General features: G+C 71.4%; 18 protein-coding genes and 1 tRNA gene. 11 read left to right on the top strand and 8 right to left on the bottom strand.

The window, feature by feature from the left end:
* Window positions 1–99 precede the first annotated feature (99 nt).
* Both typA and GBB76_RS10805 read left to right on the top strand, forming a co-directional pair.
* Window positions 100–1,929 carry a translational GTPase TypA gene (gene typA / locus GBB76_RS10810; RefSeq protein ID WP_152303305.1) on the top strand — a complete coding sequence of 610 codons (1,830 nt, stop codon included), beginning with the start codon at window positions 100–102 and terminating at the stop codon, window positions 1,927–1,929.
* A 120-nt stretch (window positions 1,930–2,049) separates the two neighbouring features.
* Window positions 2,050–2,559: a GNAT family N-acetyltransferase gene (locus tag GBB76_RS10805; RefSeq protein ID WP_152303304.1), complete on the top strand. Its 510-nt coding sequence runs from the start codon at window positions 2,050–2,052 to the stop codon at window positions 2,557–2,559.
* A gap of 30 nt (window positions 2,560–2,589) precedes the next feature.
* Here GBB76_RS10805 and GBB76_RS10800 read toward each other — a convergent pair whose 3' ends face one another.
* Entirely contained in the window at window positions 2,590–2,925 is a 336-nt protein-coding gene (locus GBB76_RS10800; protein WP_152303303.1) for a DUF167 family protein, read from the bottom strand.
* Window positions 2,922–3,206, bottom strand: coding sequence for a YggT family protein (locus tag GBB76_RS10795; protein WP_152303302.1), 285 nt, complete (start codon window positions 3,204–3,206; stop codon window positions 2,922–2,924). The genes GBB76_RS10800 and GBB76_RS10795 overlap by 4 nt, the downstream gene beginning before the upstream one ends.
* A 170-nt stretch (window positions 3,207–3,376) precedes the next feature.
* Between GBB76_RS10795 and GBB76_RS10790 the strand changes: the two genes are divergently transcribed.
* Window positions 3,377–3,452: transfer RNA gene (locus GBB76_RS10790), tRNA-Ala, on the top strand.
* A gap of 84 nt (window positions 3,453–3,536) precedes the next feature.
* On the opposite strand, the gene GBB76_RS10785 is transcribed toward GBB76_RS10790, so the two are convergent.
* The 6 genes from GBB76_RS10785 to GBB76_RS10760 form a co-directional block, all read right to left on the bottom strand.
* Entirely contained in the window at window positions 3,537–6,527 is a 2,991-nt protein-coding gene (locus GBB76_RS10785) for an AMP-binding protein (RefSeq protein ID WP_152303301.1), read from the bottom strand.
* Complete coding sequence (locus GBB76_RS10780) at window positions 6,527–7,576, bottom strand: hypothetical protein (protein ID WP_152303300.1); 1,050 nt, start codon at window positions 7,574–7,576, stop codon at window positions 6,527–6,529. The genes GBB76_RS10785 and GBB76_RS10780 overlap by 1 nt, the downstream gene beginning before the upstream one ends.
* A gap of 236 nt (window positions 7,577–7,812) precedes the next feature.
* On the bottom strand, window positions 7,813–8,574 hold the full coding sequence (locus GBB76_RS10775) for a heme ABC transporter ATP-binding protein (protein ID WP_152303299.1): 762 nt from the start codon (window positions 8,572–8,574) through the stop codon (window positions 7,813–7,815).
* Window positions 8,575–8,578: 4 nt separating this feature from the next.
* Complete coding sequence (locus GBB76_RS10770; RefSeq protein ID WP_152303298.1) at window positions 8,579–9,613, bottom strand: iron ABC transporter permease; 1,035 nt, start codon at window positions 9,611–9,613, stop codon at window positions 8,579–8,581.
* Window positions 9,614–9,678: 65 nt separating this feature from the next.
* On the bottom strand, window positions 9,679–10,581 hold the full coding sequence (locus GBB76_RS10765) for a hemin ABC transporter substrate-binding protein (RefSeq protein ID WP_246668893.1): 903 nt from the start codon (window positions 10,579–10,581) through the stop codon (window positions 9,679–9,681).
* A 180-nt stretch (window positions 10,582–10,761) separates the two neighbouring features.
* The gene (locus GBB76_RS10760) at window positions 10,762–12,078 is read right to left on the bottom strand and encodes a UDP-glucose/GDP-mannose dehydrogenase family protein (RefSeq protein ID WP_152303297.1); all 1,317 of its coding nucleotides are present in this window, start codon (window positions 12,076–12,078) and stop codon (window positions 10,762–10,764) included.
* A gap of 369 nt (window positions 12,079–12,447) precedes the next feature.
* Here GBB76_RS10760 and GBB76_RS10755 point away from each other — a divergent pair, with 369 nt between their 5' ends.
* From GBB76_RS10755 to GBB76_RS10720, 8 genes are all read left to right on the top strand, one after another.
* Window positions 12,448–13,584 carry an ABC transporter substrate-binding protein gene (locus GBB76_RS10755; RefSeq protein WP_152303296.1) on the top strand — a complete coding sequence of 379 codons (1,137 nt, stop codon included), beginning with the start codon at window positions 12,448–12,450 and terminating at the stop codon, window positions 13,582–13,584.
* 64 nt (window positions 13,585–13,648) lie between these two features.
* Entirely contained in the window at window positions 13,649–14,857 is a 1,209-nt protein-coding gene (locus GBB76_RS10750; RefSeq protein WP_152303295.1) for a YncE family protein, read from the top strand.
* Between the two features lie 54 nt (window positions 14,858–14,911).
* Window positions 14,912–16,120, top strand: coding sequence for an isochorismate synthase MenF (locus tag GBB76_RS10745; RefSeq protein ID WP_152303294.1), 1,209 nt, complete (start codon window positions 14,912–14,914; stop codon window positions 16,118–16,120).
* The gene (locus tag GBB76_RS10740) at window positions 16,117–17,742 is read left to right on the top strand and encodes a (2,3-dihydroxybenzoyl)adenylate synthase (protein ID WP_152303293.1); all 1,626 of its coding nucleotides are present in this window, start codon (window positions 16,117–16,119) and stop codon (window positions 17,740–17,742) included. Before GBB76_RS10745 ends, GBB76_RS10740 begins: the two co-directional genes overlap by 4 nt.
* Before the next feature lie 2 nt (window positions 17,743–17,744).
* Entirely contained in the window at window positions 17,745–18,389 is a 645-nt protein-coding gene (locus GBB76_RS10735) for an isochorismatase family protein (RefSeq protein ID WP_152303292.1), read from the top strand.
* A complete protein-coding gene (locus GBB76_RS10730; protein ID WP_152303291.1) occupies window positions 18,389–18,676 on the top strand; it encodes a phosphopantetheine-binding protein in 288 nt (95 codons plus the stop codon). Before GBB76_RS10735 ends, GBB76_RS10730 begins: the two co-directional genes overlap by 1 nt.
* A gap of 4 nt (window positions 18,677–18,680) precedes the next feature.
* A complete protein-coding gene (locus tag GBB76_RS10725) occupies window positions 18,681–22,598 on the top strand; it encodes a non-ribosomal peptide synthetase (RefSeq protein WP_152303290.1) in 3,918 nt (1,305 codons plus the stop codon).
* Entirely contained in the window at window positions 22,580–23,353 is a 774-nt protein-coding gene (locus tag GBB76_RS10720; RefSeq protein ID WP_152303289.1) for a 2,3-dihydro-2,3-dihydroxybenzoate dehydrogenase, read from the top strand. The genes GBB76_RS10725 and GBB76_RS10720 overlap by 19 nt, the downstream gene beginning before the upstream one ends.

The raw sequence follows: 23,353 nt of genomic DNA, 5'->3' as shown, positions 1-23,353 counted from the left end.
CGCGGCGCCGTCATTGCCATTGCGGGCTTTCTGAGTATAGTGCGCCGCAAAATTCACGCGGGTCCGAAGCCCTTCGGGCCCGCTTTTTGGTGTTTTCATATGAAGCTGCGCAACATCGCCATCATCGCCCACGTCGACCACGGCAAGACCACTCTGGTGGACGAACTGCTCAAGCAGTCCGGTTCCTACCGCGAGAACCAGCGCGTCGCCGAGCGTGTGATGGATTCGAACGATCTCGAAAAGGAGCGCGGCATCACCATCCTCGCCAAGGCCACCTCGGTGGTCTGGAAGGACACCCGGATCAACATCGTCGACACCCCCGGCCACGCCGATTTCGGCGGCGAGGTGGAGCGCATCCTCAACATGGTGGACGGCGCCATCGTTCTGGTCGACGCCGCCGAAGGGCCGATGCCGCAGACCAAGTTCGTGGTCGGCAAGGCGCTCAAGGTGGGCCTGCGCCCCATCGTGGCGATCAACAAGGTCGACCGCTCCGACGCCCGCGCGCAGGAAGTCATCAACGAGGTGTTCGACCTGTTCGCGGCGCTCGACGCCAGCGACGAGCAGCTCGACTTCCCGATCCTCTACGGTTCCGGCCGCAATGGCTGGATGGCCGAGAGCCCGGAAGGCCCGCAGGACGAGGGCATGGCCCCGCTGTTCGACCTCGTGCTCAAGCATGTGCCCGAGCCGACCGTCGATGACGGCCCCTTCACCATGATCGGCACGCTGCTGGAGGCCAACCCCTTCCTCGGCCGCATGATCACCGGGCGCATCACCTCCGGCTCGATCAAGCCGAACCAGGCGATCAAGGTTCTGGCGCAGGACGGCTCGCTGGTCGAGCAGGGCCGCGTCTCCAAGATCCTCGCCTTCCGCGGCATCGAGCGCCAGCCGATCGAGGAAGGCGTGCAGGGCGACATCATCGCCATTGCCGGCCTCTCCAAGGGCACGGTGGCCGACACCTTCTGCGCGCTCGACGTGACCACGCCGCTCAAGGCGCAGCCGATCGACCCGCCGACCGTCACCATGTCCTTCATCGTCAACGATTCGCCGCTCGCCGGCACCGAGGGCGACAAGGTGACCAGCCGCGTCATCCGCGACCGCCTGCTGCGCGAGGCGGAGGGCAATGTCGCGCTGAAGATCGAGGAATCCTCGGACAAGGATTCGTTCTTCGTCTCCGGCCGCGGCGAACTCCAGCTTTCCGTGCTGATCGAGACCATGCGCCGCGAGGGCTTCGAGATCGCCGTCTCGCGCCCGCGCGTGGTGTTCTCGAAGGACGAGGCGACCGGCGAGATCCTCGAGCCGATCGAGGAAGTGCTGATCGACGTCGACGAGGAATATTCCGGCGTGGTCGTCCAGAAGATGTCCGAGCGCCGCGCCGAGATGGTGGAGATGAAGCCCTCCGGCGGCAGCCGCCAGCGCCTCGTCTTCTACGCCCCCACCCGTGGCCTGATCGGCTATCAGGGCGAGCTGATGACCGACACGCGCGGCACCGCCATCATGAACCGGCTGTTCCACGCCTATCAGCCGCATCGCGGCGAGATCCCCGGCCGCCGCAACGGCGTGCTGATCTCCAACGAGGCCGGCGAGGCGGTGGCCTATGCGCTGTGGAACCTCGAGGATCGCGGCCCGATGATGATCGAGCCCGGCTGGAAGGTCTATCAGGGCATGATCGTGGGCGAGCACAACCGCGAGAACGATCTCGAGGTGAACGTGCTCAAGGGCAAGAAGCTCACCAATATCCGCACCACCTCGAAGGATGAGGCGGTGCGCCTCACCCCGCCGATCCGCATGACGCTGGAGCGCTCGCTGGCCTGGATCCAGGACGACGAGCTGGTCGAGGTGACGCCGAAGTCGATCCGCATCCGCAAGCGCTGGCTCGATCCGAACGAGCGCAAGCGCGAGGAGCGCCGCAAGGAGTCCGAGGGCGTCTGAGCCCTCGCCTCGCGGCCGGCTCCGCCGGGCGTGGCGCCGATGCCACGCCCCGGTGGAACGAAATCGTCAGTAACGCGGAAAGCCCTTGATCCGGGGGAGCGGTTTTGCTCCCATCGGGTCATGAGCACGCTCCTTGTCGAGACACGCCGGGCTGCCCCGGCCGATGCCGCCAACATCGCCGAGATCCACGACTCGGCGTGGCGCTTCGCCTATCGCGGCCTGATCCCCGGCTTCGAGCTGGAGAAGATGATCCTGCGGCGCGGCCCCGCCTGGTGGGAAACCGCGCTCAAGCGCGGCTCGCGCGTCGTCGTGCTCACTTTCGGCGACAGCGTGGCGGGCTACGCCAATGTCGGGCGCAACCGGGCGCGCGGCCTGCCCTATGAGGGCGAGATCTACGAGCTTTACCTGCGGCCGGAATATCAGGGGCTCGGCTTCGGCCGGCGCCTGTTCGCCGATGCGCGCAAGGAACTGGCCAATGCCGGCTTCGACGGCATGGCGGTCTGGGCGCTGGCGGCGAACGAGACGGCGGTCGGCTTCTACCGCGCCATGGGCGGGCTCGGCGTCGCCCGCTCCACCGAGACCTTCGGCGAGCGCACGCTGGAGAAGCTCGCCTTCGGCTGGAACGGCTGAGCGGCGCGCCCGCTTCCTCACCGCCTGCGATTAAGCCGGCGATCCGTTTCCGATCAGCGCCTGGAGCCGCGCGGCGATGTCATGCGGGTCGCCGGAGAGGCGGAAGCATTTGGTGCGGCCGGTGGCGCCGGAGACCAGTTCCACCCGCGAGGGGGCGATGCCGGCGGCCTTGGCGAGCAGCCGGGCGAGCGCGTCATTCGCCTTGCCGTCCTCGGCCGCGACCGAGACGCGCGCCTTGAGCGCGGGCCGCCCGTCGCCAAGGGCGATGAGGCCGTCGATCGCGTCCCGCCCGCCGCGCGGTGTCGCGCGCACCGTCACCAGCACCGCGTCGGCGCTAAGGCTCCAGGGAACGGAGGGGAGACTCACGCGCCCGCCAGGAACTCGAAGACGAGATTGCGCACGAAATAGAGCAGGATGATCAGGATGACCGGCGAGACGTCGATGCCGCCGAGATTGGGCAGCAGCCGGCGGATCGGCGCCAGCACCGGCTCGGTGACCCGCCACAGGAATTCGCCGAGATTGCGCACGAACGGGTTGTGCGGGTTGACGACGTTGAACGCCACCAGCCACGACAGGATGGCCGAGGCGATGAGGATCCAGACGTAGAGCGTGATCAGCGTGTCGAAGAGCCAGAGAAGCGAGTACATCGCGAGCCTCGGAAGGGGATCGGTGTGCGACGCGGAAACCGCCGCCCGTCAAGATGCTTAATGGCGCGGCCGCATTGCGGCAACCCCGATTCACAGGCGGCGCCCGCGCGTGCGTCAAGCTGCCTTGACAGCGGGCCGGCGCCGCACGTACAAGGCGCGGCCTGAGGCTTGGGGCCGTAGCTCAGTTGGGAGAGCGCTGCAATCGCACTGCAGAGGTCAGGGGTTCAAATCCCCTCGGCTCCACCAGCTTCCGAAGTCCCGGATTTGTCCCGGACTTCCTCCAACCGGCCCGATAGGCGGCCGATGTGCCGTCCGGGCGCGTGCATTTCCCTACATGATGTCGCCATCGCGCCTTGAGCGCGGAAGACGTTTCGCGTCCGCGCTGGCGGACATCCCGCGACGGGCGGCGCGCGCGTTGCGCACGGACCGCACAATGTCCGCCACCTGCCGCGCATGGCCGGCGGGCGACCAGACCGGGGCCTCGGCGGGGGTCTGGTGCACGAGCAGTATCCGGTCGATCAGCGCCGCCCGGCGCAGGAAATGCTCCGACCCCGCATGAAGGCCGGCGAGCGGCGAGGTGCCGGGACGCAGGGCTTCCGGCGGCCTTTCGAGGCGCTGCCGCGCATAGTGCAGCAGGCGCGAATCGGGGGTCCGCGCGAGGGCGCTGTCGAGGAAGTGGCGCGCCCGGTCCCTGCCGCCGTCCCGCAGCAGCAGGGGCACGAGCGCGACCGCGCATTCCCATCCGATCCAGTCCGGCACATCCGCGACGAGCCGGTCGAGCCCCGCGTCCCCGAGCGGCGCGGGGCCTTCCAGCGCCCGGTAGACGCGGCCGCCGAAGCTCTCGACGGCATCGGCGGGAAACGACACCGCGCGCTCGCGCGACGGCACGGCCAGCGCGGCCGCGACGCATTCCCCGGCGAGGGCCAGCACCTCGGGCCGGGCCAGATCGCCATGCTCGACGGTGGGGATGTCGACCGCGACGGTGATTCCGTCCTCCGGTTTCCAGAGGCTGAGCGTGTCGAAGGCGAGGCCGAGCGAGGGCAGCGGGCCACGGCGGATGTGCAGCACCGGCGGCGCCGCCTCGCGGGGCAGGGCGGCGAGCGCGCGGTCCAGCTCCGCGTTGCGGTAGAGGCCGATGCGGTGCAGGGGCACGGCGTCGACCATCACCACGAGGTCGGGGGCCTGCGGTGTGCCCGCCAGCAGCCGGCCGACCAGCCAGGCCAGGCTGCCGCTCAACGAATAGCCGAAGATCACCCGGGGCGCGGGGGCCTTTCCCGCGCGCAGAAGCTCCACGATCTCGAAGGTTCGCCGCAGCCACCGCCGGCCCTCCAGCAGGCTGCCGGTCTCCCCGCTCGTGTCGGCGGCCCACAGATCGTGGCCGGCAAAGAGCCCGGCCCGCTGGAAGGGGGTGAGGGCGGCGACCCCGCCCGCGCCCGGCATGGCCAGCGCCACCCCTTCCGAGGCGCCCGGGGCGGGCCGGACGCGACGAAGGCGAAGCCCCGTCCCCTCACCGAGGGGCGGCGCGGGCGGGGGCAACCCGAGAAGGCGGGCAAGGCCGGGCAGGGTCGCATCGGCGATGAAGTCCGCCGCCGGCAGCCGGCGCCCGAAATCCCGTTCCACGGCGAGGCCCAGCTCCATCAGTTTGAGGGAGTCCCCGCCAAGCGCGAAGAAGTCGCGTCCGGGGCCGTCCGCGCCCGGTCCCAGTATCTCCCGCCACAGTCCGGCGAGGCGGTCGAAATCGCTGCCGCCGCGCTCACGCCGGGCTGGCGCGTCGGCCGGTTCGTCCGGGATCTGCGCGCGAAGCGCGCCGTGATCGACCTTGCCGCCGGCCAGCAGCGGGATTTCCGGCAGGGTGCGGATCCGGCGGGGCAGCATGAAATCCGGCAGGCGGCCGGCGAGCCAGCCGCGCGGGTCGGGCGGTGCCCCGGCGCCGGGGGCGAGGGTGATGAAACCGGTCAGGACGACGGCGCCCGCCTCCATGCGCTCGACCACGGCGGCGCCGGTGACGCCGGGCATGGCGCGCAGATGATTCTCGACTTCGGCGAGGTAGACCCTCTGGCCCCGTATCTTGACCATACGGCTCGTCCGCCCGAGCAGGACGAGGCTGCCATCCGGCAGAGGGCGCACGATGTCGCCGGTGGCGTAGATCCTCCCGGCCTCGCCGTCCGGCGCGGGCGCAAAGCGTTCGGTGCGGATGGCGCCGCCGCTCAGATCGCCGAGGGCATGGACGGCGGAGCGGATGACAAGCTCGCCCGCTCCGGCCGCCGGTGCCGCCCCGTCGAGGGGCCGCAGCGCATAGGAAAACAGCGGGTAGACCCGTCCGATGGGAACTGTGCCGGCCTCGGGATCGAGGGCATCGCCCTCGCTCCAGACGAAGAGCGCGCTCTCGGTGCTGCCATAGACGTTCTGGATGAGGCAGTGGGGGCCGAGCACGGCATGGGCGAGATCGAGGTCGCTGGTCAGGAGCGGTTCGCCGGAGAAGCGCACGCTGTCGAGGCCACGCAGCGATTCACGCGCTTCCGGCAGGCGGGCGAAGAGCCGGAACATCGACGGCGTGAAGCGGAGATGGCGCACGTCGAGCCGGCGGATCGCGGCGAGCATGCCGCTGAAGCCGTCTTCCCTCACATCCGACAGGCAGAGCGTTCCGCCGGCGAGGAGAAAGACCAGCGCGTGGTGCAGGTAGCCGTAATTCCCGTGCGATCCGGCGATCAGGACGCGCGCGCCCTCCGGCACCCTCATCAGCCCGATCGAGGCCTGCACCTTGGCCTGCAGGTTGCGCGAGGCATAGGTGACGAGCTTCGGCCGCCCGGTGGAGCCGGATGTCGGGAAGATCATGGCCGGTTCGTCCGCGCCGAGCATCGGGCCGGGATGCGCGGCACGGCGGCGCCCGTCCGACACCAGCCGGATTGCCGGTGCGTCCGGCGGCAGGCTCCCGATAGTGGCGCCGTCGCACAGAACCAGCGGCGCGCCGGCCGCCGCGATCAGTTCCGCCAGCCGCGCCGGTGGATGCCCCGGTTCAAGCAGCAGGAAGGGGCGGCCGGCGAGCGGGCAGGCGAACCAGGCGGCGACGGCATCGAGGCCGAGCGTCTGGACAAGCGCGATCGGGCCGGGAGGCGCCGGGCAGAGCCGGATTTCCTCGGCAAGCCCCGCCACGCGGTGCCAGAGTTCGCCAAATGTGACGCCCTGCCCGCCATGCAGCACCGCCGGCCGATCCGGCCAGCGGGCGGCGATCCGGGCGAGCGAAGCCGGCAGGGGGGTGGAGAGCGCGTCGTCGTCCGGTGCCGCGAAGGGTGAGGCGTGCCAGCGAAGGGCGGCCTCCATCAGGCGTGCCCGACGCCGGGGGCGGGATCGTCGACGGCGGCTCCGGGCACGGCGACCGGCACCGGCCTGACGCTCATATGATCGGCGAGGCACGCCGTGACGAGCCGGGGGATCAGCCTCCCCTCGCTCTCATGAAAGCCGAGCGTGCCGTTCTGCACGCGTATCGCGCCGCCCGCGAAGGGACGGAAGGAGAGCGTCGAGGGGTGGGCGACCTGCCGGAACAGGATCGCGTGCTGCGCGGCGGCGATGGGCCGGAGCTGCTCGGCCCAGATCGACTCGGAAAGGGCATAGAACGCGTTGAGGAGGCGCGCCTCCGCCTCGCTGCACCGCCGGCCGAGGAAGCGCTCGACGATCTCGTGCTCCTTGGCCGACAGGGCGGGGCGGGGCGTCACCGGCGTGTCCGGGTCCAGCTCGCCATAGCCTTCCACCTCCGACTGGACCAGCACGCGGATGCCGCCTTCGGCACCGCTCGCGCGGATCATGCGGCGCAGCTCCGCCGCATAGGCTTCGGTCGTCGCACAGGGGATGTGGTTGACCCAGCTCGACACGCCATTGTTGACGACGATCACGAAGTCGATGCCGGCGGGATAGATCGCCGCGACACGCTCCTGCAGCGCCGCGATCTGGAACAGGAGCGCGAGTTCGGTCTGGTCCGGGCGAAAGATGAAGCGCGGGCCGCCGGCGAGCGGCGAGGCGCGATAGCCGCCATTATAGAGAAAGAAGAAGGTGATCGGGCGGCGCTCGCGGACCTGTTGCCGCAGGTTCTGTCGCAACCCCTCCAGCAGAGGGGCGAGCCGCCCGCGCGACTGGTAGTTGAACGTGTGGTGAAGAAGAATCCGGATCAACTGCTCGACGCAGTCCTCGGGTTCGCGTTCTTCGGAGTCGATGCCCCCGGCTTCTCCCGGCGGCCGCCAGGCGCGGCGCAGCCGTTCGGTGCCGGCGCGCAGCCAGGCGGAAATGCGCGATCCGCTGGTCAGGTCGGCATCGGTGTAGCCGCACGGGCCCCCCTGCTGCGCGGGCAGGGGCAGCAGCAGTTCCTGTCGATCCATCACGGACATCGTTTCAACGGCCTGTCGAGCCTTCGCACCTGGATCCGCGCCGACAATCGGATCGCGCATCCGGCCCGTTTCGCACTGTCCCGCACGCGCCCCGCCTCACGGCGGCGGTGCCGCGGGGAGGCAGGCCGACGCCGCGATTCCATCGGTGCATGACGCAAGGGTAGTGGAATGGGTGGGCCTGTCCAGACCGCCCGCGCCGAATCTCTGCCGGATCGGGTTACCCGTCCTCAGCGCGCCGCCGACTGCGGCAGCAGGAAGGGCGTCGAGGGAGCCCAGCCGACCCGGGCGGCGACGCCGTAAAGCTCGGCGATGCGGGTATCGGTCAGCACCTCGGCGGGCGTGCCGCGCGCGGCGACGCGCCCGTCCTTCAGCGCGACGATCTCGTCGGCCACCATGGCGGCGAGGTTGAGGTCGTGCAGCACGGCCAGCAGGCCGACACCCTCGGCGGCCAGCTCCCGCATCAGGCCGAGCACCAGCAGCTGCTGGGCGAGGTCGAGGCTGGCGGTGGGCTCGTCCAGCAGGAGATAGCCGCCGCCCTCGCCGCAGGTCAGCTGCACCAGCGCGCGGGCCAGCTGCACGCGCTGCTTCTCGCCGCCCGACAGGTGCTCGTAGCGCTCGCCGGCCAGCGCCGCCAGTTCGACGCGGGCCAGCGCCCGCCGGGCATGGGCGGCCGGATCGGCCCCGCGCGGCGCGCCGATGCCGGCGACTTCCTCCACCGTGAAGGGAAAGGCGACCTGGACGCTCTGCGGCAGCACGGCGCGGCGCCGGGCGAGCCGGGCCGGCGGCAGGGCGGCGATGTCCGCGCCGTCGAGCGTCACCCGTCCGGCGCGCGGGCGCAGTTCGCCGGCCAGCACCCGCAGCAGGGTCGACTTGCCCGCCCCGTTGGGCCCGATCAGCACGGTGACGCGGCCCGGCCGGACCTCCGCCGAGGCGCCGTCCAGCAGCGGCCGTCCGCCGGCCATGAAGGCGATGTCCTGCGCGCGATACATCCGCCTAGCCCGTCAGTCCCACGCGCTGGCGCAGCAGCAGCCACAGGAAGAACGGCGCGCCGAATCCGGCGGTGACGACGCCGAGCGGCAGTTCGGCCGGGCTCACCACGGTGCGCGCCACCACATCCGCCCCGAGCAGAAGCCCCCCGCCGAGCAGCGCCGCGCAGGGCAGCAGCAGCCGGTGCGAGGGGCCGAAGAGCAGCCGGATGAGATGGGGCACCACGAGGCCGACGAAGCCGATCACGCCGGCCACCGCGACCGACGCGCCGGCGCCGGCGGCGATGGCGAGGATCGCCAGCCATTTGGCGCGCTGCACGTCGATGCCGACATGGAAGGCCTCGGCCTCGCCGAGCGCCAGCGCGTCGAGCGCCCGCACCAGCCGGCCGCAGATGAGCGCCAGCACCGCCATGAAGGGCAGCGCCGCCGCCACCTTCTGCCAGGTGGCGCCGCCGAGCGAACCGAAGGACCAGAAGGTGAAGTCGCGCAATTGCTGGTCGGAGGCGGCGAACACGGTGAGCCCGGTGCCGGCGGCGGCGAGCGCGGCGATGGCGATGCCGGCGAACAGCATGGTGGCGACCGAGGTGCGCCCCTCCCGCGTCGCGATCAGATAGAGCACCACCGTGGCCACCAGCGCGCCGGCAAAGGCCATGAGCGGCAGCCCGGCATCGGCCAGCGCCGGCGGCAGCACCCCGGCGAAATGCGCGCCGAGCACGATCCAGATGGCGGCCGCCAGCGCGGCGCCGTTCGAGATGCCGATGAGGCCGGGATCGGCCAGCGGGTTGCGGAAGATGCCCTGCGTCACCGCCCCGGCCAGCGCGATGCCGCCGCCCACCAGCAGCCCGAGCAGGGTGCGCGGCAGGCGCACATCCAGCACGATTACGCTTTCCCGCAGCGCGGCCCCGCCCGCCCGCTCGCCGCGCAGCGCGGCGCCGAGGATTTCAGCGATCCGGCCGGGGGAGAGCGTGACCGGGCCGATGGCGAGCGAGGCGAGGAAGGCCGCCAGCGCCACGCCGGCGCACAGGCCGATGGCGAACGACACCCGCCACCGCCGGACGGGGCGACGGGGCGCGCCGGCCGGAGGTGTGCTCACGGTTTCGGTCGCGCTCACGGCGTCCCGGCGGCCCAGGCGCGCGCCGGCAGCGCCGGCAGGTCGAGTTCGGGATAGACGCGCGCGGCGAGGTCGCGCGCGGCCTGCGGCGTGCGCGGCCCGAAGCTCAGGAGATAGCCGCCATTGATGCGGAAGAGACGGCCTTCCGCCGTCGCCCGGGCGCCGGCGAAGGCGGGCATGGCGCGGATGGCGTCGTCGGAAAGCGCGTGGTTCTGGTCCTTCATCAGCACGATGGCGTAGGGGTCGGCGGCCAGCAGGGCTTCGCCCACGGCCGGCTTGTAGCCGTTCAGCCCCTGCACCGCGTTGGCGACGCCTGCGAGATCGAACATGGCCTGCGCGCCGGTGCCTGCGCCGCCGACGACCGGCGCGGCACCCGAGGCGGAGAGCACGAAGATGGCGCTGCGCGGGGCGGCGATGCGCGCGCGCATCTGCGCCAGCGCGGCGAAATCGGCCGCGATGGCCTGCGCCAGTTCCTCGCCGCGCTCCGGCACGCCGGCAAGCCGGGCGACGCGGCGGATATTGGCGAGAACGGTCTCGGCGTCCCGCGCCTCCGGCAGCGTCTCGAAGGGGATGCTGGCGCCCTTGAGCACCTTCACGGCGTCGGGCGGGCCGGCGCTTTCCACGGCGATGATGAGGTCGGGCCCGACGGAGAGCACGCCCTCCGGCGAGAGGGCGCGCATGTAGCCGACATTCGGCTTTTCCGCGAGGGCGCGGGGCGGATAGGTGCTCGACGTGTCGACGGCGACGATGCGGTCCTCAAGCCCGAGCGCGTAGAGCGTCTCAGTGACGGCGCCGCCGATGGCCAGAATGCGCTGCGCGGGCGCCGGTTCCACGCCCGGCGCCGGCTGCGCGAGTGCCGCCACCATTCCCATGACTGCCAGAATCCGAGCCAGTGGCACGCCGTGCTCCATCGATCCGATCGCCTCGTGCGAACGGCGCGACAATAGGCAGGGTGGCCCCCGGACGCCACGGCGCCGGATGAAAAAGACGATTAAAAACAAAAGATTAGAACTTGAATAAATCAGAAAAGCGGGCGCCCCGCCGGCTCGCCGAAGGGGCGCGCGACCCTGCCGGGCGCGCTAGTCGAGCGTGCCGCGCCCGATGCCGACATAGGTGAAGCCGCGGCCGATGAGGTCGGCGGGCGGGTAGACGTTGCGCAGGTCGACCACCACCGGCCGGCGCAGCAGCGCCTTGAGCCGGTCGAGGTCGAGGGCGCGGAAGGCATCCCATTCGGTGACGATGACGAGGCCGTCGGCGCCCTCAGCGCAGTCATAGGGGTCGCCGGCATAGTCGACGCCGGCGGGCAGCACCTTGCGCGCCTCCTCGATGCCGGCGGGATCGAAGGCGCGCACGCGCACGCCGCGGTCGAGCAGCGACTGCACGATGTTGATCGCCGGGCTGTCGCGCATGTCGTCGGTGTTCGGCTTGAAGGTGAGGCCGAGCACCGCCACCGTGGCGCCGCGCGGCGGTGTGCCGATGGCGTCGAGCACGCGCCGGCCCATCGCCGCCTTGCGGCTGTCGTTCACCGTCGTCACCGTCTCGATGAGCCGCAGCGGGGTGCCGGCCTCCTGCGCCGTGCGCATCAGCGCCAGCGTGTCCTTGGGAAAGCACGAGCCGCCATAGCCGGGGCCGGCATGCAGGAATTTCGGGCCGATGCGGCGGTCGAGGCCGATGCCGCGCGCGACTTCCTGCACGTCGCCGCCGACCTTCTCGCACAGGTCGGCCATCTCGTTGATGAAGGTGATCTTCATCGCGAGGAAGGCGTTGCTGGCATATTTGATCAGCTCGGCATTGTTGCGGCCGGTGAACAGCAGCGGCGCGGCGTTGAGCGAGAGCGGGCGGTAGAGCGCGGCCATCACCTCGCGGGCGCGGGGGTCGTCGGTGCCGATGACGATGCGGTCCGGGCGCTTGAAGTCCTCGATGGCGGCGCCTTCGCGCAGGAATTCGGGATTGGAGACCACGGCGATGTCGGCCGAGGGGGCCTCCTCGCGGATGATGTGCTCGAGGTCGGCGCCGGTGCCGACGGGCACGGTCGACTTGGTGACGACGACGGTGAAGCCCTGCGCGGCGCGGGCGATCTCGCGGGCGGCGGCGTGGACATAGGAGAGGTCCGCATGGCCGTCGCCGCGCCGCGAGGGCGTGCCCACCGCGATGAACACCACTTCGGCCTCGCGCACCGCCTGGGTCAGGTCGGTGTCGAATTGCAGCCGCCCGCTGGTGACGTTGCGGCGCACCAGATCCTCGAGGCCGGGCTCGAAGATCGGGATCTCGCCGAGCTTGAGGCGCTCGATCTTGTCGGCGTCCTTGTCGACGCAGACGACCTCATGGCCGAAATCCGAGAAACAGGTGCCGGACACGAGCCCGACATAGCCGGTACCGATCATCGCGACGCGCATGGCGGCCTCACAGTCTCACTGCCGAACGCGGTCGGCCGGCTCCGGGACGGGGTCCCGCGCCATCTTTAGCCAATCGCCCGCATTCGTTCGAGCCGACGACGCACGGACGCGCCGGCCCGCGCGGGCACGAAACCTCTTTGCAGAGTCGTGCGTCGGTTTCGCGACAGGGCGCGCGCCCCGCGCACGGCGAAGTGATGACGCGACGTCAAGACATCGTTCCTGACGTGAAGTAAAAGAAAATCTGTATTCTCGTTATCTCTAAATTAGACTAATTAAAAACAAGCAATTACAAAATGTTTAGTTGACACATCCGGCGCGAAGAGCCGATTAGGCGGCAGTGAATTGCTCCACCGTCGGTGCCTTCCGCCCATGCGCCTTTCCCTTCGCGGCCTGCTTCCCTTCCGCCCGGCCGGACAGTCCGGCCTGTTGCTGGGATTGGCTCTCGCTCTTCTGGCCATTGCCGCGCCTGCCCGCGCCGAGGTCGTTCTGAAGGACGTAACCGGCCGCGAGGTGAAGCTCGCCGCGCCGGCGAGCCGGCTGCTGATCGACGACGGGCGCTTCCTCGTCGCGCTGGCGCTGATCCATCCCGACCCGGTGAGCGTGCTGGCGGCCTGGCCGCGCGACATCAACCGCATCGGCAAGCGCACCTATGAAGCCTATGCGGCGAAGTTCCCCGCCATCGAGAGGCTCGCCCGGGTGGCCAGCTCGGCCGGGGCGCTCTCGGTCGAGCAGGTGGTGGCGGCGCGGCCGGACCTCGCCGTGTTCTCGCTCGGCTCGCAGCCCTCGCCGGAGGAGCGCGCCCGCATCGAGGCGGCCGGCATCCCGGTGGTGGTGATCGACTTCTTCACCCACCCGCTCGCCAATGTGGAACCGAGCCTCGCTCTGCTCGGCACGGCGACCGGGCGCGAGGCGCAGGCAAGCGCGTTCCTCGCCTTCCGCCGCGCCCATCTCGACGCCGTGACGGACAAGCTCGCCGGCCTGAAGGAGGGCGAGCGCCCGCGCGTCTTCCTCGAACCGCATGCGGCGATGACGGCGGACTGCTGCAATTCCCCCGGCCGCGGCAATGTCGGCGACATCATCGAGGCGGTGGGCGGCACCAATATCGGCGCGGCGGTGATCCCGCGCGCCTTCGGCAAGCTCAACCTCGAATATGTCGTGGCGCAGGACCCGCAGGTCTACATCGCCACCGGCGGCAGCCATATGGAAGGCACCGCCGGGCTGCTGATCGGGCCCGAATACACCCTTGAGAAGGCGCGCGAGACGCTGGCGCGCGTGGTCGCCCGTCCCGGCTTCGCCGGGCTCGCGGCGGTGCGCGACAAGCGCGTGCACGGCCTCTCGCACCAGATGCTGAATTCGCCGCTCGACCTCTTCACCGTCGAGATTCTGGCCAAGTGGGTTCATCCCGAACGCTTCGCCGGGCTCGATGTCGAGAAGACGGTGGCGGAGGTGAATGTCCGCTTCCTCGCCGTGCCGGTCGAGGGGCCGAACTGGATCGACCTCGACTGAGCGCGGCCGCAGCCGGGGCTGCCGCGCGGCCTCACCCGCACCTGTCCATCAACGGAGACACCCGATGCCGATCGACGCGACCCTTGCCCGGCCCCGCCTGCGCCGCCTCGCCCTCGCCACCGTGGCGCTGTTCGGCCTGACCGGCGCGGCCCTCGCCGACCCCGAATTCGTCAAATCGGTGAAGCCCGGCGCGGGACTGTACGAACTGGTCTTCAGCGGGCCGATGAACCGCGTCTATGTCGCCGCCGCCGGCACCCGCGGGGCGAGCGAGACCTTCGTCTACGCGCTCGACCCGGCGACGCTGGAGACGAAGGAGACCATCGCGCTCGGCGACGACCCGGTGTTCGGCCTCGGCATCAACAACAAGACGAAGACGCTCTACGGCACCCAGACCCGCGACGGCTCGCTGGCGGTGATCGACCTCGCCAGCGGCAAGGTGGTGGCCAAGCTGGCCAAGGGCGAGAAGGCGCATGTGCGCGAGGTGGCGGTCGACGAGGCGGCCGACCGCGCCTATGTGACCGTGCTCGGCATGCGCGACACGCCGTCCTCGGTGTGGATCATCGACGGCGCCAAGAAGGAGATCGTCGACAGCATCGACGATATTCCGGGCGGCATCGCCGGCATCTCGCTCGATGCCAGGAACAACCGGCTGTTCCTCTCGGCTCTGCAGGCCAATGAGGTGGTGGTGGTCGATCTCGCCACCAGGAAGGTCACGAACCGCTTCCCCTCCGGCGGCGAGGGCGCCATCAACCTCGTCTACGACCCGTCCGGCGATCAGGTCTTCGTCGCCCATCAGGGCTCGGGCGAGGTGGTCGCGCTCGACGCGAAGGACGGCAAGGTGATCAAGAAGATCCCGACCGGCGCCGGCGCGCTGAGCCTCGCCATCGATCCCACGCGCAGCATTCTCTACGTCACCAACCGGCAGGCCGGCTTCACCAGCCTCGTCGACACCAAGACGCTGGAGCCGGTCGCCAATGTCGTCACCGGCTCGATGCCGCAGACCGTGACCGTCGATGCCGCCACCGGCAACGCCTATGTCTCCAACAAGGTGAAGAGCACCGGCCGTCCGCGCCCGCCGGCGCCGCCCGCCGGTGCCGCCCCGGCGGCTCCCGGCGCGCCGCAGCCCGCCGTCGCTGCCGCTCCTGCCGCCGCTCCTGCCGCCGCTCCTGCCGCCGCTCCTGCCGGCGCGCCGCCTGCGGGTGAGGGTGGGCGCGCCCGCCCGGTGCCGATGGTCGACCCCTATGGCGACACCGTCACCCTGATCAAGCCCTGATCGCGCCCCGCCGGAGGCTGCCTTTCGATGACGTCGAGCCACGGAGCGATGCGCATGGGTGACGGTGCGGAGCCGGCGGCCGCCGGCAGGGCGGCCTTCGCCCCCGCCTTGCCCTTCGCGCTGGCCTCGGCCGGACAGACCCTTGTCGGCCGTGGCTGCCTCGATCACGTGACCGCCGGCCCGGTGCCGCCGGGCGAGCAGGTGCGTTCCCTGCTCGCCGGCACCGTCGCCGGGCCCCGCCTCATCGTCGGCGCGCTGCCCTTCGACACCGGCGCGCCGGCCCATCTCTACCGTCCGGCGGAAGCGACGTTCAGCGCCGGGCGGGCCTGCTTTGCCGCCGCCTTCTCCCCGCCGGCGCTGGTGAAGGCGCCGGAGGGCTCCGCCCCGCGCTGGCAGGTGAGGGCCGAACCCTCGCTGACCGCCTATCGCTATGCGGTGGCCGAGGCGCTGGCCCGCCTCGCCCGCGCGGAAGAGGGGCTGCGCAAGATCGTGCTGTCGCGCAGCCTCAGACTGGTCGCCGACCGCCCGGTCGATGCGGCCGCGCTGCTGCGCGCGCTGGCGGAGGATACCAGCGTCACCGCCTTCTGCGTGCCGCTGGAAGGCGGCGCCCCCGGCCGCGCGCTGGTCGGCGCGACGCCGGAACTGCTGGTCTCCCGGCGCGGTACGGCGATCGCCTCGCGCCCGCTGGCCGGCTCGGCCCGCCGCTTGCCCGAGACCGGCGCCGACCGCGCGGCGGGCGAGGCGCTGATGGCCTCGCAGAAGGACCTTCGCGAGCATGGCGAGGTGGTCGCCGCCATTCTCGACCAGCTTGCGCCCCATTGCGTGGAACTCTACGCGCCGGACCAGCCCGAACTGGCGGCGACCGCCAGCATGTGGCACCTGCGCACGTCGATCGCCGGCCGGCTGCGCGACGCCTCGCTTTCCGCGCTCGACCTCGCGCTGCTGCTGCACCCGACCCCGGCCGTCTGCGGCACGCCGCGCCTGCCGGCGGCGCGGGCCATCGCGGAGCTGGAGGGCTATGAGCGCGGCTTCTATGCCGGCGCCCTCGGCTGGTGCGACGCGGCGGGCGACGGCGACTGGCACGTCGCCATTCGCTGCGCCGAGATCGCCGGCCGCGAGGCGCGGCTCTATGCCGGGGCGGGCATCGTGCCGGGGTCCGATCCGGTCGCCGAGGGCGAGGAGACCTCGGCCAAGTTCGCCGCCCTGCTGTCCGCGCTCGGCATCGACGAGGATGGCCAGCCGCTCGTGGAGGATCGCGCGTGATACCGTTGCGGCAGGTCTGGCCCGGGGAATGCGCCGCCCGCTACCGGGCGAAGGGCTATTGGCGCGGGGAGACGTTCTGCTCCTTCCTGCGCGCGCGGGCGAGCGAGATGCCCGACCGCCTCGCCGTGGTCGGCGGCGAGCAGCGCTGGAGCTTCGCCGAGCTTGAGGCGCGGGCGGAGCGCATCGCGCGCGGCTTGCTGGCGCTGGGGCTGAAGCCGGGCGACCGGGTGGTGGTGCAACTGCCCAACATCCCGGAATTCCTTTCCGTGGTGTTCGGCCTGTTCCGCGCGCGGCTGATCCCGGTCTATGCGCTGCCGGCCCATCGCAGCGTCGAGATCGTCCATTTCGCCCGCATGGCGGAAGCGCGCGGCTACATCCTCGCCGCCGGACACGAGGGCTTCGACTACCGTCCGCTGGCGCGGGAGGTGTGCCGCGAGGTGCCGGCGCTCGACCATATCGTGGTGGTCGGCGAGGGCGGCGACTTCGCCTCGCTCGCCGCGCTTCCCTCAGGCGACGAGGTGGCGCTGCCTCAAGATGCCGATCCGTCCGAGGTCGCCTTCCTGCAGATTTCCGGGGGCTCGACCGGGCTTTCCAAGCTGATCCCGCGTACCCATGACGACTACATCTATTCGTTCCGCGCCAGCGCCGAGATTTGCCGGCTCGGCCCTTCCAGCGTCTATCTCGCCGCGCTGCCGGTGGCGCATAATTTCCCCATGAGTTCGCCCGGCGTGTTCGGCGCGCTTTACGCCGGTTCGCGCGTGGTGCTCGCCCCCTCGCCGAGCCCGGAAGTCGCCTTCCCGCTGATCGCGCGCGAGGGCGTGACCATTACGGGTCTGGTGCCGCCGCTCGCCTTGCTCTGGCTTCAGGCGGCGCCCAACACGTCGCACGACCTGTCCTCGCTTGAGGTACTGCAGGTCGGCGGGGCGAAGTTCCTCACCGAATCCGCCCGCCGGGTGCGCCCCGTGCTCGGCTGCACGCTCCAGCAGGTGTTCGGCATGGCCGAGGGGCTGGTGAACTACACCCGCCTCGACGACGACGAGGAGACCATCGTCTCGACGCAGGGCCGCCCGATCAGCCCCGACGATGAGGTGCTGATCCTCGACGACGAGGGCCGCCCGGTGCCGGAGGGCGAGGCCGGCAACCTGCTGACGCGCGGGCCCTACACGATCCGCGCCTACCACAATAATGACGGGGCCAATGCCCGCGCCTTCACCGAGGACGGCTTCTACCGCACCGGCGACGTGGTGAAGCGCACGCCCGAGGGCTACCTCGTCGTGCAGGGCCGGGCGAACGACCACATCAACCGCGCCGGCGAGAAGATCTCGGCCGAGGAAATCGAGGACCATCTGCTCGGCCACCCCAGCGTGTTCGACGCGGCGGTGGTGTCGCTGCCCGACGACTTTCTCGGCGAGCGCTCCTGCGCCTTTGTGATCGCTCAAGGGCAGAAGCCCAAGGCCGCCGCGCTGAAGGCGTGGATGCGCACGCGCGGCCTCGCCGACTTCAAGGTGCCGGACCAGATCGTCTTCGTCGATGGCTTCGAGACCACCGCCGTCGGCAAGGTCTCGCGCAAGGAACTGCGCGCCAGCCTGCGCCGACGCTTCCTCGAACAGGCGGAGGGCTGAGCGTGTCCGCGACCAAGGGCCTGCCGACGATTCCCCCCTACGAGCTGCCGCGCGCCCATGAGGTGCCGGCGGCCCGCGCGCCGTGGACGCTGGAGCGCGACCGCGCGGCGCTGCTGATCCACGACATGCAGAACTATTTCCTGCGCGTCTTCACCCCCGATGCCTCCCCGCTCGCCCCCGTCGTCGCCAATATCGCGGCGCTGGCGACGGCCGCCCGCCGGGCCGGCGTGCCGGTGTTCTACACCGCGCAGGAAGGCAATCAGGACCGGCGCGACCGGGGGCTTCAGGCCGACCTCTGGGGGCCGGGCATGAGCGCGGCGGCCGAGCACCAGCCGATCCTCGCCGCGCTCGCCCCGCAGCCGGGCGACCTCACACTGGTGAAGCACCGCTACAGCGCCTTCCAGCGTTCGAACCTTGAGACGCTGATGCGCGCGCGCGGGCGCGACCAGCTCATCATTTCCGGCGTCTACGCTCATATCGGCTGCACCCTCACCGCCGCCGATGCCTTCATGCGCGATATCGAGCCCTTCATGGCGGCCGACGCGCTGGCCGATTTCTCGCGCGCGAAGCACGACCTCGCGCTGTCCTATGTCGCCGATGTGTGCGGCGTGCCGCTGCCGACCGCGCGGATAGTGGAGCTTCTGTGATGGTCCTCGAGCCCGGCGACATCAGGCGCATCGTCACCCCCGCCGCCCCGGTCACGCGCGAGAAGATGCGCGCGGACATCGCGAAGATGCTGCACGAGGACCCCGAGGAAATCGCCGGCGGCGACAGCCTGATCGACCTCGGCCTCGATTCCATGCGGGCGATGAATCTCGTGCTGATGTGGAGCGAGGGTGGGCTCGACCTCGAATTCTCCGAGTTCGCCGAAGACCCGACGCTCGACGGCTGGTGGGCGCTGGTCGACGCCCGCCAGAAGGCGCGGGGCGGCTGACGCCATGAACGAGCGGCCGGGCACGGCGCATCCGCTCACCGAGGCGCAGGCGGGGCTGTGGTACGCGCAGCGGCTCGATCCCGCGAACCCGTTGTTCAACACCGGCCAGTACATCGAGATGACCGGCCCGCTCGACCGCGTGGCCTTCGAGGCCGCGCTGGCGCAGGCGGTGGCGGAAGCCGAGGCGCTGGCGCTGCGCATGGTCGACGACCCCGCCGGCCCGCGCCAGATCGTCGATCCTGCCCGCCGCCCGGCGCTGGAGGTGATCGACGTCTCGCAGGCGCCCGACCCGCTCGCCGCCGCCGAAGCGGACATCGCCCGCGACATGGCGACCCCTATCGACCCGGCGCGCGATCCGCTCGCCGCCGAGCGGCTCTTCGTGCTCGGCCCCCGGCATCATGTCTGGCAGCAGCGCATCCATCACCTCGCCATCGACGGCTACGGCATGATCCTGCTCACCCAGCGCGTGGCCGAGCTCTACAATGCGCGCCGTCGCGGCAGCGAGGCGGGGGCAAAGCTGCCGGGCCTCGCCGCAGCGCTTGAGGAGGACGCCGCCTATCGCGTCTCGGACAAGCGCGAGACGGACGGCGCCTATTGGCGCGAATTGTTCGCCGACCGGCCGGAGGTGGCGAGCCTCGCACCCGGCCTGCCCGCCAGCGCGCCGCGCTTCCATCGCCGCGCGGTGGAGATCGACGGCGCCGCCTTCGCCCGGCTGCGGGATGCGGGCGAGCGCACCGCCGTGCCGTGGCCCGATGTCGTCACCGCGCTGACGGCGGCCTATGTGCGCCGCCACACCGGAACGCCGGAGGTGGTCGTCGGCGTCCCCTTCATGGCGCGGCTCGGCAGCGCGGCGGCGCGGGTGCCGGCCATGCTGATGAACGTGCTGCCGCTGCGCGTCGCGTCGGACGAGGACGCCCCGCTCGACGAGGTTCTGGGCGCGGTGGCGAGGAGCCTCACCCGCGCGCGCCGGCACGGGCGCTACCGCTCCGAGCAGTTGCGCCGCGACCTGCGCCTCGTCGGCGGCCAGCGCCGGCTGCACGGGCCGCTGATCAACCTGCTGCCCTTTGACGAGACGCCGCGCTTCGACGGGCTCTCCTGCCGGCTGGAAGTGCTCTCCACCGGGCTGGTGGACGACATCACCTTCACCTTCCGCCTGCACGGGTCGCAGGGACTGCGCCTCGAGGTCGACGCCAACCCGGAGCTGTACGACGCCGGCACGGTCGAGGCGCATGCGGCGCGGCTGACGCATTTCATCGAGGCGGCGAGCGCGGCGGGTACGCTGCGTGAGGTGCCGACCGCGACGCCGGACGAGGCGCGCCGGCATCTGTTCGCGCTCAACGCCACCGACCATCCCGTCCCCGACACCACGCTAGCCGCGCTGATCGAGGCGCAAATGCGCGCGACCCCGCACGCCCCGGCGCTGCGCTTCGGCGGACGCACGCTGGACTATGCGACGCTCGACGCCCGCAGCGCGGCGCTGGCGGAGGCGCTGGCGGCGCGCGGCGTGGGCCGGGAGAGCCTCGTGGCGGTGGCGCTGCCGCGCTCCTTCGAACTGGTGATCGCGCTGGTCGCCATATTGCGCGCCGGGGCGGCCTATCTGCCGCTCGACCTCGCCCAGCCCGAGGCGCGGCTGGCCCGCATCCTCGGCTCGGCGCGGCCCCGGCTGATACTGGCGGAAGCGGCCTCCGGGCAAAATTTTGCCGACGAATATAAGATTTTTCCTCCCGAAAAATGGCCAGCCATGCTGGCCGATCCGCTGCCGGCGGGACCGGCCCCCGGCGACGCGGCCTATGTGATCTACACTTCCGGCTCGACCGGCGAGCCGAAGGGCGTGGTCGTCGAGCACCGCGCCATCGTCAACCGGCTGGAATGGATGCGGGAGCATTACGGCTTCACCGCCGCCGACCGCATCCTGCAGAAGACGCCCGCCACCTTCGACGTCTCGGTGTGGGAGTTCTTCCTGCCCTTCCTCGCCGGTGCCTGTCTCGTCATCGCCCCGCCGGAAGCGCATCGCGATCCGGTGGCGCTTGCCGCCCTCATCCGCGACGAGGCGATCACCACGGCGCATTTCGTGCCCTCCATGCTGGCCGCCTTTCTGGACGAGCCGCGCGCGCGGGGGCTCGCCCTCGCTCGCGTCTTCTGCTCCGGCGAGGAACTGCCGGCGGATCTGCGCGACCGCTTCCACCGCACGGTGCGCGCCGAGCTGCACAATCTCTATGGGCCGACCGAGGCGGCGGTGGATGTGAGCTTCTGGCCGGCGGACGAGGCCGACCGCTCGCGCCCGGTGCCGATCGGCTTCCCGGTGTGGAACACGCGGCTCTACGTGCTGGACGAGGCGGGCCGGCCGCAGCCACCCGGCGTGCCGGGGCACCTGTATCTCGGCGGCGTGCAGCTCGCGCGCGGCTATCTCGGCCGCGACGACCTGACCGCCGAGCGTTTTCGCCCCGACCCGTTCCGCCCCGGCGAGCGGATCTATGCCACCGGCGATCTCGCTCTGTGGCGTCCGGACGGTGCGGTGGTGTTCCTCGGCCGCTCCGACCATCAGGTGAAGATCCGGGGCCTTCGGATCGAGCTTGGCGAGATCGAGGCGGCGGTGATGGCCTCCGGCCTCGTGCGGCAGGCGGGGATCGTCGCGCGCGAGGATGGCGGCACGACGCGGATCGTCGCCTATGTCGTGCCCGAGCCCGGCGCCGACCTCGCCGCGCTGAAGGGCTTCGTGGCGGCGCGGGTGCCGGACTACATGGTGCCGGCCGCCTTCGTCGCACTCGACGCATTGCCGGTGAACGCCAATGGCAAGCTCGACCGCGGCGCGCTGCCGGCGCCGGACTTTGCCGGGACCGGCGCGCGCGCGCCGGAAACGCCGACCGAGGCGCGCATCGCCGCCCTGTTCGCCGAACTGCTCAGGGCCGGCGGGCCGGTATCGGCCGAGGACGATTTCTTCGCGCTGGGCGGGGATTCGCTGCTGGCGGTGGCGCTGCTGCTGCGCGTGCGCGAGGCGTTTGGGCGCGATCCCGGCCTCGGTGCGCTGTTCGCCCAGCCCACCGTCGAGGGCTTCGCCCGCCTGCTCGATGCCGGCGACGGCGTGGGCGATGCCGGGCTGACGCCGCTGGTGGCGCTGGTGGAAGGCGATCGCGCATTGCCGCCGCTCTTCGCCATCCATCCGGCCGGCGGCATTGCCTGGTGCTATGGCCGGCTGGCGCGCGCGCTCTCGCCCCGCCGCACGGTCTATGGCGTGCAGGCGCCCGCACTGGCGCCGGATGCGGCGACGCCCGAAAGCCTGGAGGCGCTGGCGGCCGATTATGTCGCGCGCCTCCGCGCCGCGTGGCCGCAGGGGCCTTACCATCTCGTCGGCTGGTCGGTCGGCGGCATCATCGCGCAGGCCATGGCGGTGCGGCTGCGCGAGCTGGGCCTCGATGTCGGCGTGCTGGCGATGCTCGATTCCTACCCGGCCGATTGCTGGCGGGCCGAGCCCGAGCCGGACGAGGGCGCCGCGCTGAAGGCGCTGGTCGCGCTGGCCGGCCACGACCCGGACCGGCTCCCGGCGCTGGCGCTGAACCGCGCCTGCGTGCTCGCCTTCCTGCGCGCCTCCGACAGCCCGCTCGGCATGCTGCCCGACGCGGCACTGGACGGGGTGGCGCGCGTGGTGGCGTCGAACAGTGCGCTGGTGCGCGGCCATTATCATCGCCGCTACGAGGGCGTGGTTCTTCATTTCCGCGCGGCGCTGGACCACAAGGACCGGGATCTTTCGCCGTCCATGTGGTCGGACCATGCGGCGAATATCCATGTGATCGACGTTCCCTCGCTGCACGCCCATCTCACCGGCGTGGGGGCGACCGCCGTCGTCGCGCCGGTGCTGGCGCGGGCGCTGGCGGAATACGAGGGACGAGAAGAGGAGAAGGCGGCATGCGCGACAGCGGTCTGAGTGGGCGGCTCGCCCTCGTCACCGGGGCGGCCGGCGGCATCGGCGCGGCCGTGGTGCGCGTGCTTCTCGCCGAGGGCGCCCGCGTGGTGGCGACCGACCGCGACGAGGCGGGGCTCGCGGCGCTGGCCGAATTCGGCCCCGACGTGACGCCGGCCCTGCTCGATGTGCGCTCCAGCGAGGCGGTCGACGCCCTCGTCGCCCGCGTCGAGCGCGAGGCCGGCCCCATCGACCTGCTCGCCCATGTCGCCGGCGTGCTGTCCTATGAGCCGGTCGTGAGCCTGTCCGACGCCGAGTGGGAGCGCGTGCTCGACATCAACGCCACCGGGGTGTTCCGGGTCTGCCGGGCGGTGGCGCGGGCGATGCAGCCGCGCGGGCGCGGGGCGATCGTCACCGTAAGCTCCAACGCCGCCGGCATTCCCCGCCACGCCATGTCGGCCTATGCCGCCTCCAAGGCGGCGGCGACCATGTTTACCCGCTGCCTCGGGCTGGAACTCGCCCCGCACGGCATTCGCTGCAACATCGTGGCGCCCGGCTCGACGCTCACCCCGATGCAGACCGGCATGTGGGCGGATGCGGGCGGCGCGGCGCGGGTGATCGCCGGCTCGCCGGAGACCTTCAAGGCCGGCATCCCGCTCGGCAAGCTGGCGACGCCGGAGGATGTGGCCGAGGCGGTGGCCTTCCTGCTGTCGGAGCGGGCCAGCCACATCACCATGGCCGATCTTTATGTCGATGGCGGCGCCACCTTGCGGGGGTGA

This window comes from Ancylobacter sp. TS-1 (assembly GCF_009223885.1).
GTDB lineage: Bacteria > Pseudomonadota > Alphaproteobacteria > Rhizobiales > Xanthobacteraceae > Ancylobacter.
The sequence above is the reverse complement of the archived record's forward strand: the minus strand, read 5'-3'. Positions and strand labels throughout refer to the sequence as shown.

Bases quoted from the DNA above. Each gene is read 5' to 3' on its own strand.
- typA (WP_152303305.1), top strand. From the start codon at position 100: ATGAAGCTGCGCAACATCGCCATCATCGCCCACGTCGACCACGGCAAG.
- GBB76_RS10750 (WP_152303295.1), top strand. From the start codon at position 13,649: ATGCCGATCGACGCGACCCTTGCCCGGCCCCGCCTGCGCCGCCTCGCC.
- GBB76_RS10730 (WP_152303291.1), top strand. From the start codon at position 18,389: ATGGTCCTCGAGCCCGGCGACATCAGGCGCATCGTCACCCCCGCCGCC.
- GBB76_RS10760 (WP_152303297.1), bottom strand. From the start codon at position 12,078: ATGCGCGTCGCGATGATCGGTACCGGCTATGTCGGGCTCGTGTCCGGC.
- GBB76_RS10775 (WP_152303299.1), bottom strand. From the start codon at position 8,574: ATGTATCGCGCGCAGGACATCGCCTTCATGGCCGGCGGACGGCCGCTG.
- GBB76_RS10785 (WP_152303301.1), bottom strand. From the start codon at position 6,527: ATGGAGGCCGCCCTTCGCTGGCACGCCTCACCCTTCGCGGCACCGGAC.
- GBB76_RS10725 (WP_152303290.1), top strand. From the start codon at position 18,681: ATGAACGAGCGGCCGGGCACGGCGCATCCGCTCACCGAGGCGCAGGCG.
- GBB76_RS10780 (WP_152303300.1), bottom strand. From the start codon at position 7,576: ATGGATCGACAGGAACTGCTGCTGCCCCTGCCCGCGCAGCAGGGGGGC.
- GBB76_RS10745 (WP_152303294.1), top strand. From the start codon at position 14,912: ATGGGTGACGGTGCGGAGCCGGCGGCCGCCGGCAGGGCGGCCTTCGCC.
- GBB76_RS10805 (WP_152303304.1), top strand. From the start codon at position 2,050: ATGAGCACGCTCCTTGTCGAGACACGCCGGGCTGCCCCGGCCGATGCC.
- GBB76_RS10755 (WP_152303296.1), top strand. From the start codon at position 12,448: ATGCGCCTTTCCCTTCGCGGCCTGCTTCCCTTCCGCCCGGCCGGACAG.
- GBB76_RS10720 (WP_152303289.1), top strand. From the start codon at position 22,580: ATGCGCGACAGCGGTCTGAGTGGGCGGCTCGCCCTCGTCACCGGGGCG.
- GBB76_RS10795 (WP_152303302.1), bottom strand. From the start codon at position 3,206: ATGTACTCGCTTCTCTGGCTCTTCGACACGCTGATCACGCTCTACGTC.